This window comes from Microcoleus sp. Pol11C2, assembly GCF_036701505.1.
Lineage (GTDB): Bacteria > Cyanobacteriota > Cyanobacteriia > Cyanobacteriales > Microcoleaceae > Microcoleus.
The window spans coordinates 55,351-70,717 of record NZ_JAUBQX010000024.1 but is presented as its reverse complement, the minus strand read 5'-3'; the positions used below and the strand labels follow the sequence as shown (position 1 = coordinate 70,717).

12 protein-coding genes are annotated in these 15,367 nt (G+C 44.2%); 11 read left to right on the top strand and 1 reads right to left on the bottom strand.

Features of this window, described 5'->3' with window-relative positions; genetic code table 11:
• Position 1: 1 nt before the first annotated feature.
• The 8 genes from QUA42_RS15695 (at position 2) to QUA42_RS15660 (ending at position 9,485) form a co-directional block, all read left to right on the top strand.
• On the top strand, positions 2 to 1,354 hold the full coding sequence (locus QUA42_RS15695; RefSeq protein ID WP_333138079.1) for a DUF58 domain-containing protein: 1,353 nt from the start codon (positions 2 to 4) through the stop codon (positions 1,352 to 1,354).
• Complete coding sequence (locus QUA42_RS15690) at positions 1,351 to 3,405, top strand: transglutaminase-like domain-containing protein (RefSeq protein WP_333138078.1); 2,055 nt, start codon at positions 1,351 to 1,353, stop codon at positions 3,403 to 3,405. The genes QUA42_RS15695 and QUA42_RS15690 overlap by 4 nt, the downstream gene beginning before the upstream one ends.
• Before the next feature lie 740 nt (positions 3,406 to 4,145).
• Positions 4,146 to 4,736, top strand: a complete 591-nt coding sequence (locus tag QUA42_RS15685; protein ID WP_333138099.1) for a sigma-70 family RNA polymerase sigma factor — start codon at positions 4,146 to 4,148, stop codon at positions 4,734 to 4,736.
• Positions 4,733 to 5,179: a hypothetical protein gene (locus QUA42_RS15680; RefSeq protein WP_333138077.1), complete on the top strand. Its 447-nt coding sequence runs from the start codon at positions 4,733 to 4,735 to the stop codon at positions 5,177 to 5,179. The genes QUA42_RS15685 and QUA42_RS15680 overlap by 4 nt, the downstream gene beginning before the upstream one ends.
• A gap of 19 nt (positions 5,180 to 5,198) precedes the next feature.
• Positions 5,199 to 5,684, top strand: coding sequence for a Spy/CpxP family protein refolding chaperone (locus QUA42_RS15675; RefSeq protein WP_333138076.1), 486 nt, complete (start codon positions 5,199 to 5,201; stop codon positions 5,682 to 5,684).
• Positions 5,685 to 6,189: 505 nt separating this feature from the next.
• Entirely contained in the window at positions 6,190 to 7,848 is a 1,659-nt protein-coding gene (locus tag QUA42_RS15670; protein ID WP_333138075.1) for an ABC transporter substrate-binding protein, read from the top strand.
• Positions 7,849 to 7,913: 65 nt separating this feature from the next.
• The gene (locus QUA42_RS15665) at positions 7,914 to 8,465 is read left to right on the top strand and encodes an AAA family ATPase (protein ID WP_333138074.1); all 552 of its coding nucleotides are present in this window, start codon (positions 7,914 to 7,916) and stop codon (positions 8,463 to 8,465) included.
• Between the two features lie 9 nt (positions 8,466 to 8,474).
• Complete coding sequence (locus QUA42_RS15660) at positions 8,475 to 9,485, top strand: ABC transporter permease (protein ID WP_333138073.1); 1,011 nt, start codon at positions 8,475 to 8,477, stop codon at positions 9,483 to 9,485.
• A gap of 11 nt (positions 9,486 to 9,496) precedes the next feature.
• On the opposite strand, the gene QUA42_RS15655 is transcribed toward QUA42_RS15660, so the two are convergent.
• Positions 9,497 to 9,907 carry a hypothetical protein gene (locus QUA42_RS15655; RefSeq protein WP_333138072.1) on the bottom strand — a complete coding sequence of 137 codons (411 nt, stop codon included), beginning with the start codon at positions 9,905 to 9,907 and terminating at the stop codon, positions 9,497 to 9,499.
• Positions 9,908 to 10,428: 521 nt separating this feature from the next.
• Here QUA42_RS15655 and QUA42_RS15650 point away from each other — a divergent pair.
• The 3 genes from QUA42_RS15650 to QUA42_RS15640 all read left to right on the top strand — a co-directional run bounded on the left by QUA42_RS15650 (position 10,429) and on the right by QUA42_RS15640 (position 15,097).
• Positions 10,429 to 12,297 (top strand): efflux RND transporter periplasmic adaptor subunit, encoded by a 1,869-nt coding sequence (locus QUA42_RS15650; RefSeq protein ID WP_333138071.1) that lies wholly within the window; start codon positions 10,429 to 10,431, stop codon positions 12,295 to 12,297.
• Between the two features lie 244 nt (positions 12,298 to 12,541).
• Entirely contained in the window at positions 12,542 to 13,759 is a 1,218-nt protein-coding gene (locus tag QUA42_RS15645) for an ABC transporter permease (RefSeq protein ID WP_333138070.1), read from the top strand.
• A 117-nt stretch (positions 13,760 to 13,876) separates the two neighbouring features.
• Positions 13,877 to 15,097, top strand: coding sequence for an ABC transporter permease (locus tag QUA42_RS15640; RefSeq protein ID WP_333138069.1), 1,221 nt, complete (start codon positions 13,877 to 13,879; stop codon positions 15,095 to 15,097).
• Positions 15,098 to 15,367: the final 270 nt, after the last annotated feature.

Here is a 15,367-nt window from a genome sequence, read left to right as displayed (position 1 = left end):
AATGAAACGTGTTTTCTACGCTATTTTTCGCTTCGGTGCGCGTGTAAATCGATCGCGAAAAAAGCGATTGACCAACAATGGGTTAGCAGTGCTTAGCTGCACGCTTTTAGCGGGAATTTTAGGATTAGATACTAATCAGACTGTGACTTATCAAATCTTTACTTTCCTGTTGTCAATTATAGGAATAGCCATAATTTTTAGTAAATTTTTTCGCTTCCGCTTCAATGCAGTACGGTTCTTGCCAAAGTTTGCAACTGTTGGAGTCACTTTAAAATACCGTATTCTCATTCATAACAAAACTAGCCAGAGTCAAAATAACCTGAAATTGTGGGAAAATTTTGCCGACATATACCCAAGCTTTCAAGAATTTATAGAAACACCTGAACCCGGTGAAGAAAAGCGCACTTCATTGGATAAATACTTCGGCTATTATCGTTGGCTGTGGCTGATTTATAGAAAACAATGCGCCACAGCTAAATCCATAGAATTGCCTCCTCTTCCACCCAATAGCAAAACAGAAGTGGTAGGTGAAATTACGCCGTCCTGCAGAGGTGTTATCCGCCTCAGTGGTCTAACAGTTACTAGGTCTGATCCTTTTGGGATTTGGAATGCTTGTAAAACAATTTCCTTGCCCCAATCTATGTTAATTTTACCCAAACTATATCATTTACCAGCAATTCAGCTTCCTGGCTCAAGAAGATATCAATCAGGTGGCGTAACATTAGCTTCATCCGTAGGAGATTCAGAGGAATTTAGGTCTCTGCGGGATTATCGACCGGGAGATTCGCTACGCCAAATTCACTGGAAAAGTTGGGCAAAAGCAGGTAAGCCAATTGTCAAAGAAGAACAAGATGAATTTTTTGTGAGGCACGCCTTAATTTTGGATACATTTCAAAGTGTAAAATATAGTGAAATTTTAGAAGAGGCTATCTCAATTGCTGCTTCATTATCCTATGAAGTTCAGACTCAAGAATCCTTATTAGATTTGATGTTCGTCGTTCAAGAAGCTTATTGTTTTACCTTTGGCAGAGGGCTAAACTCTACTGAAAAAATGCTAGAAATTCTCGCCTCTGTCGGTGCCTGTCAGGATAAAGCTTTTGACTCGCTCACCTCAGTTTTGATGAAAAAAATCTCTCTGCTAAGCGGTTGTATTTGTATATTTTTGTGTTGGGATGAACCTAGAAAAAAATTAGTAAATTATCTGAGAAGTCGCGGTATCCATACATTAGTTTTAATTTTAACAGAGCGAGAAGCTCAATTAGAGAGCTTAAATTTAGAGTTGATTAAAGATGACTTAACAAGCTGCCATATTTTAAAGCTAGGTCAAATACAAGAGGAGTTAATGAAATTATGAAAATGCCACTGTTTCTTTTGGGTGTTAGTGTAATTTTTTGGGGCTGGCAGACGGGACTATTGTTTTTTGCTTTGCCAATTGCTCTGATTTTAGAGGCAGCGAACTGGTTGCCTTATCGGTGGGATTTTTCAGCTAGTGATTTTAGGCACCTTGCTAATTTCTGCCTGATTTTTTTGTGCTGTTTGCTGGTTTATCTCCTGGTCGCCAACCGTTCTCTTTACTTGATATATAATTTGTTGCAGTGGCTTCCTGCTGTATTTTTTCCACTGGTAGCTGCTCAGGTATATTCCGTCAAGGAAAGTCTGGATATACGCCTAATGTTTTTGTGGCTAAGCAAGGTCACAAAAAAAGCACCACTTAACCCCTTGATGGTGAATCTAAGTTATCCATATTTTATCTGTTGTCTGCTATCCGCTAGTGCGACGAACAGTAGAGAGATCTCTTTTTATGCTGGGATATTTGCCTTAACCGCTATTGCTTTGTGGTCTGTGAGACCGAAAAGATTTTCATCTATTCTCTGGCTGGGTCTGATGTTAATTGCTGGCAGTATAGGATTTATAGGACAGATGGGCCTGCACCAACTTCACCTAGCAGTAGAACAGCAAGCAATCTCATGGCTTAGTCAGGGGAATTCTCAAGAAACAGATTTTTTGAAAAAACAAACGAACATCGGGTCAGTGGGATTATTAAAACAGTCAAATGAAATTATTTTTAGAGTTGCTGCTGAAGCTAAACAGACTCCTCCCCGACTGCTAAGAGAAGCCACTTATAATCGCTACAACTCTTCACTTTGGCTCGCCTTAAATCCTAACTTTGTTCCCGTACAACCAAAGATTAATGGCACAAGTTGGGATTTAGGCGACCAACTACCCAATCCATCAACGATTACTATTTCGGCTACACTCCCAGGCAACCAAGGTTTATTAAAGCTGCCAGATGGAACTTTTAAAATTGACGCATTGCCTGTCAGTCAGATGGAAAAGAATAAATATGGCACAATAAAAGTGGTGGGAAAAGTTGATATGCTGGCTTATCGAAGCTACTTTAATAATAATTTTTCTGTAGATAGCCCACCTACAGAAGACGACCTGCAAATACCCAAATCAGAAATAGCTGCACTGAATAAAATCCTCAGTCAAGTGAATACTCAAGGAAAGTCGCCACCAGAAATATTAGATAAAATAGAGTGGTTTTTCCTAAAAAATTTCGTTTATTCACTGAAGCTGAGGGGCAAAGATAATGATGCTACGCCTCTATCAACATTTTTACTGGACACTCGCTCTGGACATTGTGAATATTTTGCTACCGCTGCGACACTTCTCCTAAGAAAACTCGGTATTCCAGCCCGTTATGCTGTTGGATATTCAGTTCACGAATTTAGTTCTTTGGAGAACCAATATATTGTAAGAAGTCGCCATGCTCATGCTTGGACTTTGGCTTATATCGCGGGAAAATGGCAAGCTTTTGATCCTACGCCTTCTGATTGGGAAAGCATGGAGGATGCTGCTGCTCCCCCAGGGGCATTTATCTCGGATTTATGGTCGCTATTGAGTTACAAAATTGTGCTGGGGGTGCGATATTTCTCAGGTAGCAATGGATTGAAGTATGGGGGACTCATCCTGCTGGCAGCATTAATATTTTTTCGGAGTCGTAATCCTAATTTCAAGAAAGCTGTACGCATTTTATCTAACAAACAAAGATGGCTAAAAGCTATTTATAACAAAGATTCGTTGACTCCGAAATCGGAATTTTATGTAATCGAACAGGCGTTAAATGAGTCTGGACTTATTCGCCCTCCTTCCGAGTCTTTAAAAAATTGGATCGAGAGGTTAAAAAAAGAAAAACCGGAATTATATTGTCTCGAAGACTTAGCAGTGCTGCTCGATATTCATTATTGCGATCGCTTCGATCCCAAAGGAATTCAAGACGCACAAAAAGCTGAATTTAAATTGGCAATTCAATCCTGGATCGAGCAATATCGCAGGCAGGCGATCGCCTCAAACTCTCAGGTTAATAAAAGCGGTAAGTCTACTCTAGCTTTTCTCAGGTAGATGATGTACAGATTTAGATTTTAAATTGGGGGATTGAATACTTTTTAATTGATTCGTAAATTCCCTAATTATTCAGTTATTCAATCTAAACTTGTACCTCCCTTAATTGAGAACCGCTATATATACCTTTTCTAAATCCCTTGTACAAGACCGTCGGTTATTAGACAAGTCACAATTGCTTTATGCCTACTTAAGAGAACTGCCTTATCAGGGTACTTATACAATTAATCTACCCTCCGACCAAGCCATTGGTCGAACAGCAAGAGTGGAAACTAGCTCATAATCGACTTTTGTGTACGCGGTAGCCTTAAAAAGGGGGACGAAAGAGAAGATTGTTGTCCCCCCGCAACGATTCGGGCAGCGCCGGGGCGATCGGGTTTTAATCGCTCGACAGAAGACTCGCACTACATTTGAGGTTAAGTTGATACCAATGGGCATTGTCATGTCCCTACCCGCTGAGCAAATTTTTACTGGTTTTAGTTGTGACTAGGCGCTTAGCCAAATTAACGCTTGTGGGGCGAGTCAGAGCGTCCATTTTCTCAACCAAGGCTCGGACTCTGGATTTGGGTTCCCAGGCTTTACACCTCGGAACCCTTTAATTACAGGAAAAATCAGGACACGGCAGTGCCGTTTCCCTACCTGCCGCCTCGTCAAAAAAAAATTTTAAATCCTTTGAACCTTTTTCGCGATCGCCCTGTCTAAACACTTCAGATAACGAACTGGTGGGGGAGACTTCACAGGTGTTAGGTGTGCCAGCCAATGTTTTAATCGATGACTGTTCCGACTCGGACTTAGTTGCTCAATGTTTAAAGGGCGATCGCACTTGCTTTCGCTACCTTTACCAACGCTACCAACACAAAGTCAGGTCAACCCTTTACCAACTCTGCGGCCCGTCACTTCTTGACGATTTAGCACAAGAAGTATTCCTGCGAGTGTGGAAAGGATTGCCCAAACTCAAGCACCAGGAAAACTTTTCTACTTGGCTTTATCGAATCACTTGGAATGTGGCTTCCGACCAAAGACAAGCATTTGCTAAACAGCATTCTTTTGACTCCCAACTCAAAAATCAAGAAACAATGGATCGGGTTATTCTCAAAGATAACACATCGGACTTGATGCAGTTGCACTATCAAGATTTAGTGCAGCGGGGACTGGAGCAATTGAGCTTTGAACACCGCAGCGTTTTGGTGCTGCACGACTTAGAAGACATCCCGCAAAAAGAAGTAGCCCAAATTTTGGGACTGCCAGCAGGAACCGTCAAATCTCGCGTGTTTTATGCCCGAAATGCTGTGCGGCAATTTTTGCAAAAAGAAGGTGTCAGCGAGCTATGAATAACCCAAGCAGCGACCAAGAGCTAGTTAATTTCTTGAAGCAACATCGCCCAAGTCTTCCTGAAGCTGCACCAGATTTAGAGCTAAAAATTTTAGCAGCAATAGAAAGTAATCAGGCGAGCCTTGTTAATGAAAACCACCGGGAAAAAACGCGAGTAACTGCGTCACCTAAGTCTAATGACAGGTTAAAAATATCATCTGTTTCTAAGTGGGCTGTGTCGTCTGCGATTGCTGCGGGTCTGCTAGTTCTTTGGTCTGGCTACCGTCCGTTTGAGACTGCACAATTGCCAGATAAGGAAACAGCTCAGTTAGAAGCATTTTTAGTTACTAACTGGGAGGGCGTACTGCATGATTCTCCCCAAGAAAATATGACCGATCGCTCACAAACAGACTGGTTGACTTTCAGCCCGGGTGCTGACAGTGAACCGCCCACAAATAAGTAATATCAAAGAGGCAATTTTCATGTCAATTCGTCGTATATCTGCCCTAGCGGTTTTAATGCTGACTCTCGGTAGCACAGCCGCAGCAATAGCAGTTCCTAATCCCCTAGAACCGGAAACAATTGCACAAAATCAGCGTCCCAATCGACCAGGTGGCAGGGAAGGTGGGATGTTCGAGAAACTTAATTTAAGCGCCGACCAAAAGCAGCAAATGCAGGCAGTGCGCGATCGGTACAAAGACCAAGTTTCCCAGCGGATGCAAGCAGTCCGCCAAGCCCGACAAGAATTGGAAACGATGATGTCCGGCACGGCAAATGCTAGCGAAATACGCGAAAAACACCGTCAAATAATCGGATTGAGACAGCAGTTGGAAGAGGTGCAATTTGAAAGTACACTTGCAATGCGAGAAGTGCTCACTGCCGAACAGCGCAGCCAATTAGCTCAACTAATGCAGCAGCGCCGACAAACTGCTAAAAACAGGATGCAAAACGGTCAAAAACCGCAGTAATTGACGAGTAGTTTTGAGTGAATCGCAGAGTGCGTAAGCACCCTGCGATTTATTAGTTCAAGCTCCCATATTGGAAGCATCTCAATGAAAGGAGCTAAGCTAGAATGTGGAGTTTTGAGGCAGGAGGCAGAAGGAAAGAGGAAGAAGAAAGGAGCCATAAGAAGTGTTTTTACAAATATGAGATGCTCCCCCCAGATTCATGGAGTAAATCTAAAATCTAAACTCTCACATCTCAAACCTAAAACCGAATGACCCCTCTAGCTGGGACGCCAACGTTAGCTTTCATGCTGGTTGCGTCGCCTAATGTAAAGGTGTGGGTTGAGATTTTCCCCTCCGGCATGATATCATCAGGCTGCTATATTTGGTTTGTTAGTTGAAATTAGCTTTTAATATAGAATTTACTAAATGAACTGCCGACAAGGCAGAAACTACAGAGGTGAGAGAAAGAGCCAATTAGAAATTTATTGATAGGAGTACAATTTTATATTAAACCGGAGCGATGGAAATGAGATTGTTAAAACCCTGGCGTTTAGTTTTATTAAGTCTAGTTTTTGGGATGGCTATAATTTTATCAAATTGCGGCACTCCTTCAAACACGGTTAGCAATAATTCTCCAACTGGACCAACTCCTGCTGCGGTTCCGGCTGGGGCTTTAGTTTACGGTGCGGGCGGGCCGCCGATCAATCTGGAACCGGGAAATATTACTGATGGCAATTCGGTGATTGTTATCGACCAAATTTACAATCGCTTGACTGATTTCAAACCGGGAACTGTGGAACTTGAGCCGAGTCTCGCTACTGAATGGTCAAGTTCTAAAGATGGTAAAACTTGGATTTTTAAGTTGCGTTCGGGGGTAAAGTTTCACGACGGCACGGATTTTGACGCGGAAGCTGTTAAGTTTAATGTGGAACGCTGGTGGGATGCCAAAAATCCTAACGGTTTTCGAGAAGCGGGCAAGAATTATCCGATTTGGAAAGATTTTTTTGGCGGATTTAAGGGAGAAAAAGATTCTTTAGTAAAAAATGTGGCAGTTGTTGATAAGTCTACAATTAAATTGGTTTTGAATCGACCTTTTGCTGCTTTTCCGTCGGCGATAGGTTCCGCTTATTTCGGGATGGCGAGTCCGACGGCGGTGAAAAAAGCGGGTGCTAAATACGGCACTCCGGGGTCGCTGGCGGTGGGTACTGGGCCTTTTATGTTTAAGGAATGGCGATCGGGCGATCGCATTGTTTTGGAGAAAAACCCGAATTATTGGAAAACTGGCACCCCAAAAGTCAATCAATTGGTAATTCGTTTTGTTGACGATCCGGCGGCGAGACTGGCTCAATTGCGAGCTGGACAACTTGATTTTACTGTGGATTTAACGCCGGATCAATTGAAAGAGGTTCAAGCAGATCCTAATTTAGAAGCTGTTGTGCGACCTTCTTTTAATGTCGGTTATTTAGGGTTAAATCCGAGTTACGAACCTTTATCAAAACCGGAAGTCAGGCGGGCGATCGCCCAAACAATTAACAAGCCAGCAATAGTCCAAGCTTTCTGGGGAGAACTGGGAAAACATGACTCGCAATTTATCCCGCCTTCGCTGAGTTGGGCGGCGTCTGATAAAGTTAAAGATTATGAATTTAACCCGCAGCAAGCTAAAGCAATGCTCGCGAAAGCTGGTTATCCGAACGGTTTTGATTTGGATTTGTGGTATATGCCCGTCAGCCGTCCCTATTTTCCCACACCGAAGCCGATTGCTGAGGCTTTTGCGGCTGATTTGAGCGCGATCGGGATTCGGGTAAAATTGTTGACAAAGGATTGGTCTGCTTATTTAGCCGATCGGGTAAAACCTCCCGGATTTCAAGCTTTTATGATGGGTTGGATTGGAGATTACGGCGATCCAGACAATTTTTATTATCCTCACTTCGGGCCTGGTTCCACGGGGGATTTGGGAAATTGGAAAAATCCGAAAGTTCTGGAACTTTTGGATCGGGGGAGGGCGAGTGGCGATAAAGCAGCTAGGGCGAAAATTTATGCGGAAGTTAGCCAGATTTTGCACGAGGAAGCTGTGCGTTTGCCGATCGTACATTCGCAGCCGCTTTTAGGAAAACGCAAGAATATTCAAGGTTGGATTCCGAGTCCTTTGGGGTCGGAGTCTTTTGAGGAAGTGGGCAAAAATTGAGAGTTTAGATCGAGACACCTCTCCTCGGTTCTCATACTTAACATGAATTTACCTTAACAAACACCATGGACAGCAATCGGCAACCTGCAAATCATCAGCCACAAATTATTTTGATTACCGGGAACATGGCGGCCGGAAAATCAAGTGTTGCCCAATCACTTGCCGAACGGTTGCCCAAAAGTGTCCACCTTCGCGGCGATATCTTTCGTCGCATGATTGTAAATGGACAGGCGGAAATGGCGTTAAATTTGTCAGCAGAGGCATATCAGCAGCTTCAACTGCGGTATCACCTAGCAGCAATGGCAGCGCGACACTATCTCCAGGCTGGTTTTACGGTGGTTTATCAAGACATCATCATTGGTTCGGCACTGGCTGAGGTACTTGCCACTTTCCACGATGTGCCGTTGTCCGCGATCGTTCTGTGTCCGAAGGCAGAAGTTTTAGCTGCACGGGATGCAGCAAGATCGAAGACCGGATATGCCAACGAAACAATGGTTGATGCCTTCGATCGCATTCTCCGTACCCAAACTCCTCGCCTTGGCTACTGGCTGGATTCAACCCATCTAACGGTAGAAGAAACGGTCGATCGGATTTTGGCAAATTTGCAAGGTGAATGAGATCAACTGATGTTTCAATATATTGTTAAACGTTTGCTGGGACTATTGCCAGTCCTTTTCGGAATCACTCTGCTAGTATTTATATTTTTGCATTTGATACCGGGAGACCCAGCTACAGTGCTTTTGGGAGAACGGGGAACTCCCGAACAGGTGGAAATTTTGAGAGCAAGGTTGGGTCTGAATCAGCCTTTGCCTTTGCAATATTTGGCGTTTTTATGGAGTTTGCTGCGCTTCGATTTGGGAAATAGCATTCTTAGCGGTATTCCGATAATTGATGAAATTAGAATTCGCTGGCCTGCTACTTTTGAACTGTCTGTGGTGGCGATGTTGGTGGCACTTGTTATCGGAATTCCGGCGGGGATTTTGGCTGCTGTTCGGAAAAATAGCTGGCTGGACAATCTCGCGATGAGTGGTTCGTTAATTGGCGTATCTTTGCCAGTGTATTGGTTGGGATTGATATTGATTTATTTGTTTGCTGTTTATCTGAAATGGCTGCCTCCTAGCGGGCGGATTAGTGTAGATTTGGGGTTTGGTTTTAAGTCGATTACGGGTGTTTATATTTTGGATTCTTTGCTGAGGTGGAATTTAGCGGCTTTGCGGGATGCGATCGCCCATTTAATCCTTCCAGCTTTGACTTTAGGAACTATTCCTCTGGCTATTATAGCTCGCATCACTCGTTCTGCGATGCTGGAAGTGCTTTCTCAAGATTACATCCGCACTGCGAGGGCTAAGGGATTGCCGGAATATTGGGTGATTTTGAAACACGCTTTGAAAAATGCGTTTTTACCGATCGTCACAACTATAGGTTTGCAGTTCGGCACTCTTTTAGGCGGCGCTATTCTGACGGAAACGATTTTCTCGTGGCCGGGAATTGGTTCTTGGATTTACACTGGTATTCTGACGCGGGATTACCCAATTGTCCAAGGAGGAGTAATTTTTGTGGCTGTGACTTTTGTACTGATTAATCTGGTAGTTGATATTTCCTATGCTTTTTTTGATCCCAGAATTCAATACCGTTAATTAAAAGGAAATCAGACACGAAATGCTTGTTTAACATCCGGCCGCAACAGGTAGTAAAGGCTAGCTACTGCAAAACCCAGAGTTAAAAAATTGACTGCTGTACCGCCGCTGCCCACCATTTTGGTAATTTGCGTGAGGGTGGCAAGGATATGGACAATTAACGTTCCCGCCCAAGCCCAATTTTTGAGTTGAAACAAGCCCCAAGTTAAGAGTAAGGAGAGGAGGCCTAAGATGAAACTAATCGCAGCAAAAATTCCAATAAAGCCGCCGATTACAGCGCCAACTTTTGCGCCGCCGAAAGCCGCACCGAGACCGCCAAAAATGCCTGCAAAAAGTAAGATGAACAAACCATCAAGGAGGCTGAATACGCCGCTAATTAGCTGCAAAATTGCCAAAACTGTAACGCTTTGAGGACGATTCATTGTTTTGATTTTCCATTTTTAACGGATTTGCAAAATATTTTAACCTGTTGTGGACACAGGGCGGATATGTATTCAGGACTTACGCACCGCTACCCGTGAAACCGGGTTTATGAGAATAAGTGTGTCCATACTGTGCCGTTGCGAGATTCGCACTGGCAGATCCCGCTGCGATGATCGCTAACAGGAGTCCGCAATGACCTAGTGACGGTCGATCGCCCGCTGCCCGATCGGCTTTTCTTGCTGGTGAGGAGCGCGCTTTTAGATCCCAAAAATCATATTTTTTGCTAAAATATATTTTTTTTTTGCAGCAACCGGAAGCGATTCTGTTTGATCCCACCTCTTTAGGCTGAAAAAACTTAACATTTTTTAATAACTTGCAAAGATTAGCTATAATTGTTTACAGGTGCTGGTTGGGGAACTTTTTATAAATCACCCGATCGGATGAGTCTGAAAGACGATGCCAAGCATCAGCAAAAATTTTACCTTTAAGGTAATCCTGAGATTAAATTAGGTGAGTCGGTATGATAGTTAGCCCTAAAAAGGAAACTGCTCAGGTCAAAGTGGAAGATTCTCAGACTCTAGACACCAAGGCCGCAGAGACCAAAATTGCAGATAATAAAACCGCCCAAAAGCAGTCTCCGAAGAAACCCGCGCGCAAACCGCAGCGGTGGGCGATTGGGTTGGTTGCAGCCGGGTTGCTAGCTGTACCGACCACTATATATGTAGCAAAAAGTCGATCGCAGCCCAAAGTAGATGCGATCGCCACTATGACAGTGCCGGTGGAAGCGCAAGACCTCACGGTGCGGATCACGTCCAGCGGCACCGTGCAGCCCGTACAGCGCGTGAATCTCAGTCCCAAAGGCTCCGGCAGGATCGCAGAATTATTTGTCGAACAGGGCGATAAAGTCGAAGCAGGACAAATCGTTGCTCGCATGGAAAGCCGCGATGTAGAAGCTCAACTAGCTCAAGCTAAAGCCCGCGAAGCCAGCGTGCGAGCCAAACTAGCCAAAATCGAAGCCGGGAATCGATCGGAAGACATCGCCAGCGCCCGAGCGCGCTTAGATCAAGCCGAGGCCAGTCTCGCGCAAGCCCAAGCCGGCAGCCGCGTTGAAGAAGTTGCAGGAGCCAGAGCCCGCTTGCAGCAAACTCAAGCTGGTTTGCAGCGACTGCGAGCCGGCAGCCGCGTTGAAGAAGTCAGCCAAGCGCGAGCTCGTTTAGCCCAAGCTCAAGCTCGTTTAGCAGACGCTCAAACCGGCAGTGTCAAACAAGAAATTGCCCAAGCACAAACGCAAATTGACTCGAGTAAAGCCCAAGCCGAACTAACTGCTCAACGGGTGGAACGCAATCGGCCGCTAGTGGAAGAAGGTGCTCTTGCTAAAGATAAACTGGATGAATTAATTAAAGAAAATCGTACAGCCCAAGCTAAATTAATAGAATCTCAAAGACGCCTGCAACAACTGCAAGAAAATCGGCTGTCGCAAATTCAGCAACTGCAAGCTGCTGTGCAAGTCGAGCAGCAAGCATTGAACCAATTGCAAAACGGCACGCGATCGGAAGAAATTACCCAAGCCGAAGCAGAAGTTGCCGAAGCTAAAAGCAAATTAGTGCAGCTAGAAAACGGCAACCGTCCAGAAGAAATCGCCAAAGCCGAAGCAGCAGTTGCTGAAGCAAAAAGCCAATTGGCCGCACAAGAAAACGGTTCTCGCCCGGAAGAAATAGCTCAAGCTCAAGCTGAATTAGCCGAAGCTCAAGCTCAAGTTCGCTTTCAAGAAGTGCAATTAGAGGATACGAAAGTTCGCGCTCCTTTTGCTGGAATTATTACCCAAAGATACGCCATTCAAGGAGCTTTTGTAACTCCCGCAACTTCGGCCTCGGAAGCTACTTCGGCAACTTCGACATCGATTGTCGCTTTAGCTAGAGATGTGGAGGTATTGGCGAAAGTCCCGGAGGCTGATATCAGTCAAATTAAACCGGGTCAAGAAGTTGAAATAGTCGCTGATGCTTATCCAGATAAAGTGTTTAAAGGCCGCGTTAAATTAATTGCGCCGGAAGCTGTTAAGGAACGGGATGTGACGCTATTTCAAGTGCGAGTTGCGATTGACACGGGCAAAGAGTCGCTGCAATCGGGGATGAATGTAGATTTGAGATTTGTCGGTCAAAAGCTGAGCAATGCTTTAGTTGTGCCTACGGTGGCAATTGTCACTAATAAAGGTCAAACGGGTGTGCTAGTTCCTGATGAGAAACAACAGCCGAAGTTTAAACCTGTTACCGTTGGCTCGACTATTGGCAACAAGATTCAGATTTTAGAGGGTGCAAAAGCGGGCGATCGCGTTTTTACCGAACTTCCTCAAGGTAAAAAGCTGGAGGATATTATCAAGAATCAGAAATAGGGCATAGGGCATGGGGGATTATTTATCTCGATCGCTCTAGGGTGTTTTCAAACCCCGATATCCCCCCTAAAAACCCTTAATAAGGGGGGGAGAAGAGTATTCAAAGTCCCCCTTATTAATGGGGCTTTAGGGGGGTCGAGACTCGACTATAAGCGAGATTTATTATGGGTTTAAATATTAAGTTGACACCAATAATCCCAATTCCCTAATCTAAAATCTAAAATCACAAATCTAAAATCGAATTATGGATATTGTTGAAAGCGTCAAAATGGCCGTCACAACTTTGATGGCAAACAAGCTTCGCAGCACCTTGACGATGTTAGGAATTATCATAGGCAATGCTTCTGTCATTTCGATGATCGGTATCGGGGAAGGAGCTCAAACATTTATCGAGGGACAAGTTAACTCTCTGGGTTCAAACTTGCTATTTATTATTCCCGGAAGTCCTGAAGCGCAAAGCCGCCCGGTGATTCCGCCACAGACTTTAGTAGTGGAAGATGCAGAGGCGATCGCATCTCAAGTTCCTTCTGTCCAAGAAGTCGCACCAACCCTAAATGACAGTCAACTCGTTACTTACCGCAATAAAAATGTCTCATCTTCCATTGTCGGAACTACCCCAGAATTTCTGACAGTCAGAAGCTTTGATGTTGGTCAAGGTCGATTTTTAAGCAAATTAGATTTAGAAAGACAAGAAAATGTTGTTGCTTTAGGATCGGAAGCAGCCGAACAATTGTTTGGCACTACACAGCCAGTTGGTCAATACATTCGCATCAAAAACTCGACTTTTCAAGTGATTGGTGTCATGCAAGCGAAAGGCTCAAGTTTTGGCGACAATCAAGATATGAATGTTTATTTGCCACTGACAACAATGGCAAATCGAATCGTGGGTCGCTCGTCTCCCTACGGGACAAAAGTAACATTTATTTCGGTTGCTATCAAGGATGAAACTATGATGCAAGCAGCCCAATTTCAAATAGAAAATTTGCTGAGATTGCGGCATAAAATTACTAAGGAAGATGATTTTACAGTCCGAAATCAGAAAGATTTGATGAATACTTTGGGTAGTATTACTGGTGCTTTGACGTTGATGTTGGCTTTCGTGGCGGCAATTTCGCTGTTTGTCGGCGGCATCGGGATTATGAATATCATGCTGGTTTCTGTTACGGAACGCACGAAGGAAATTGGATTGAGAAAGGCGATCGGAGCTTCTCAGCAAGATATCCTAATTCAGTTTATGATCGAGTCTGTGATTTTATCAGCGGCAGGCGGGGCGATCGGCACTGGATTTGGTATCGGCGGCGTGCTTTTAGTAGCTGCTTTTACTCCCCTGCAAGCTAGCGTTTCCCCAGTGGCGATCGCACTGGCAGTCGGTGTTTCCGGCAGTATCGGCTTATTTTTCGGCATCGTACCTGCAAAACAAGCTGCTAAATTAGACCCGATTGTGGCATTGAGAAGTGCTTAATTAGTTTGTTGACTGTTGACTGTTGACTGTTTGCTGTTCACGGTTGACTGTTGACTGTTGACTGTTATAAAAATAACTCATAACTCATAACTTATAACTAATAACTCATAACAAAGTATGAATTTTATTGAAAGCGTCAAAATGGCCGGTCAAACGCTACTAGCCAACAAAACTCGCAGCAGTTTAACAATGATTGGCATGATTGTCGGCAACGCCTCAGTAATTGCCATGATTGGAATTGGAGAAGGAGCTCAAAAATTTGTAGCAGGACAAGTTCAATCCCTGGGTACAAACGTATTAATCGTGAGGCCGGGAGTACCGAACGCTAGGCGAAGTACCATCTCAAGTGCGCCTCAAACTCTCGTACTGCCAGACGCAAAGGCGATCGCAACTCAAGTCCCATCCGTTCAAGGCGTGTCAGCAGAACTTAACAGTTCAGAGATTGTTCGCTACAGCAACAAAAATGTTTCGGCTCTAATTTTCGGCACGATTCCCGAATTTCTAGAAGTCAGAAGTTTTGAAATGGCAAAAGGGCGGTTTTTGACCGAACTTGATGTTAAGCAAAGTAACCAAGTTGTGGTTCTAGGTTCAGAATTAGCGGAGAAACTTTTTGGCAATACAAATCCCTTGGGCGAACAGGTGCGTATCCAAAATGTCAGCCTCAAAGTGATTGGAGTATTGGCGCCCAAAGGCACATCTTTTGGTACGAATTTTGATAATTCCGCCGCTGTGCCGATCGCCACAATGGCCAATCGCATAGTCGGGCGCAAATCTCCCTACGGTTTGGCTGTCACGTCGATATTTATTTCAATTAAAGATGAATCGCAAATGGACGCGGCGCAATTTCAGGTAGAAAACCTGCTGAGACTGCGGCACAAAATTACTACCGAAGATGACTTTACTGTCAGAAATCAGAAGGATTTAATGGCAAGAATGGGGGCAATTTCCGGCGCTTTGACTCTTATGTTAACTGCTGTTGCCAGCATTTCCCTATTAGTCGGCGGAATTGGGATTATGAACATTATGCTGGTTTCCGTCAGCGAACGCACTCAGGAAATTGGGCTCAGAAAGGCGATCGGCGCATCTCAACAAGATATCTTATTTCAATTTATTGTCGAAGCTGTGATTTTATCCGCTGCCGGAGGGATAGTCGGTACTTGCGTAGGTGTCGGTGGTATCTTGCTTGTAGGTAATTTCACGCCCTTGCAAGCTGGAATATCACCCGTGGCGATCGCCCTTGCTGTCAGCGTATCCGGTGCAGTAGGCCTCTTCTTCGGCGTCGTCCCCGCCCGCCAAGCGGCAAAACTAGACCCGATCGCAGCTTTGAGGAGTGCTTAATAAATATATACTTACTCCGTTACACAATCCGCGCCTTTTATGCTGGTAAAAAGTATCTTGCTCTAAATATAAAAAAAAACTGTTTTTTTGTGAAAAATTAGCAACCTTGCAGTATCTGAGTAAGTTTTAATGTCTGTATATTTACGTATATTCAAAGCGCAAAAATTCATAAAAAGCCCGTTAAATTTTAAATAAAGCTTGGTTGTGGCGTTTACGTCTCAACCAGAAAGTTTAATATTATTAAATAAGGGGTAAACATACCTAAGCATC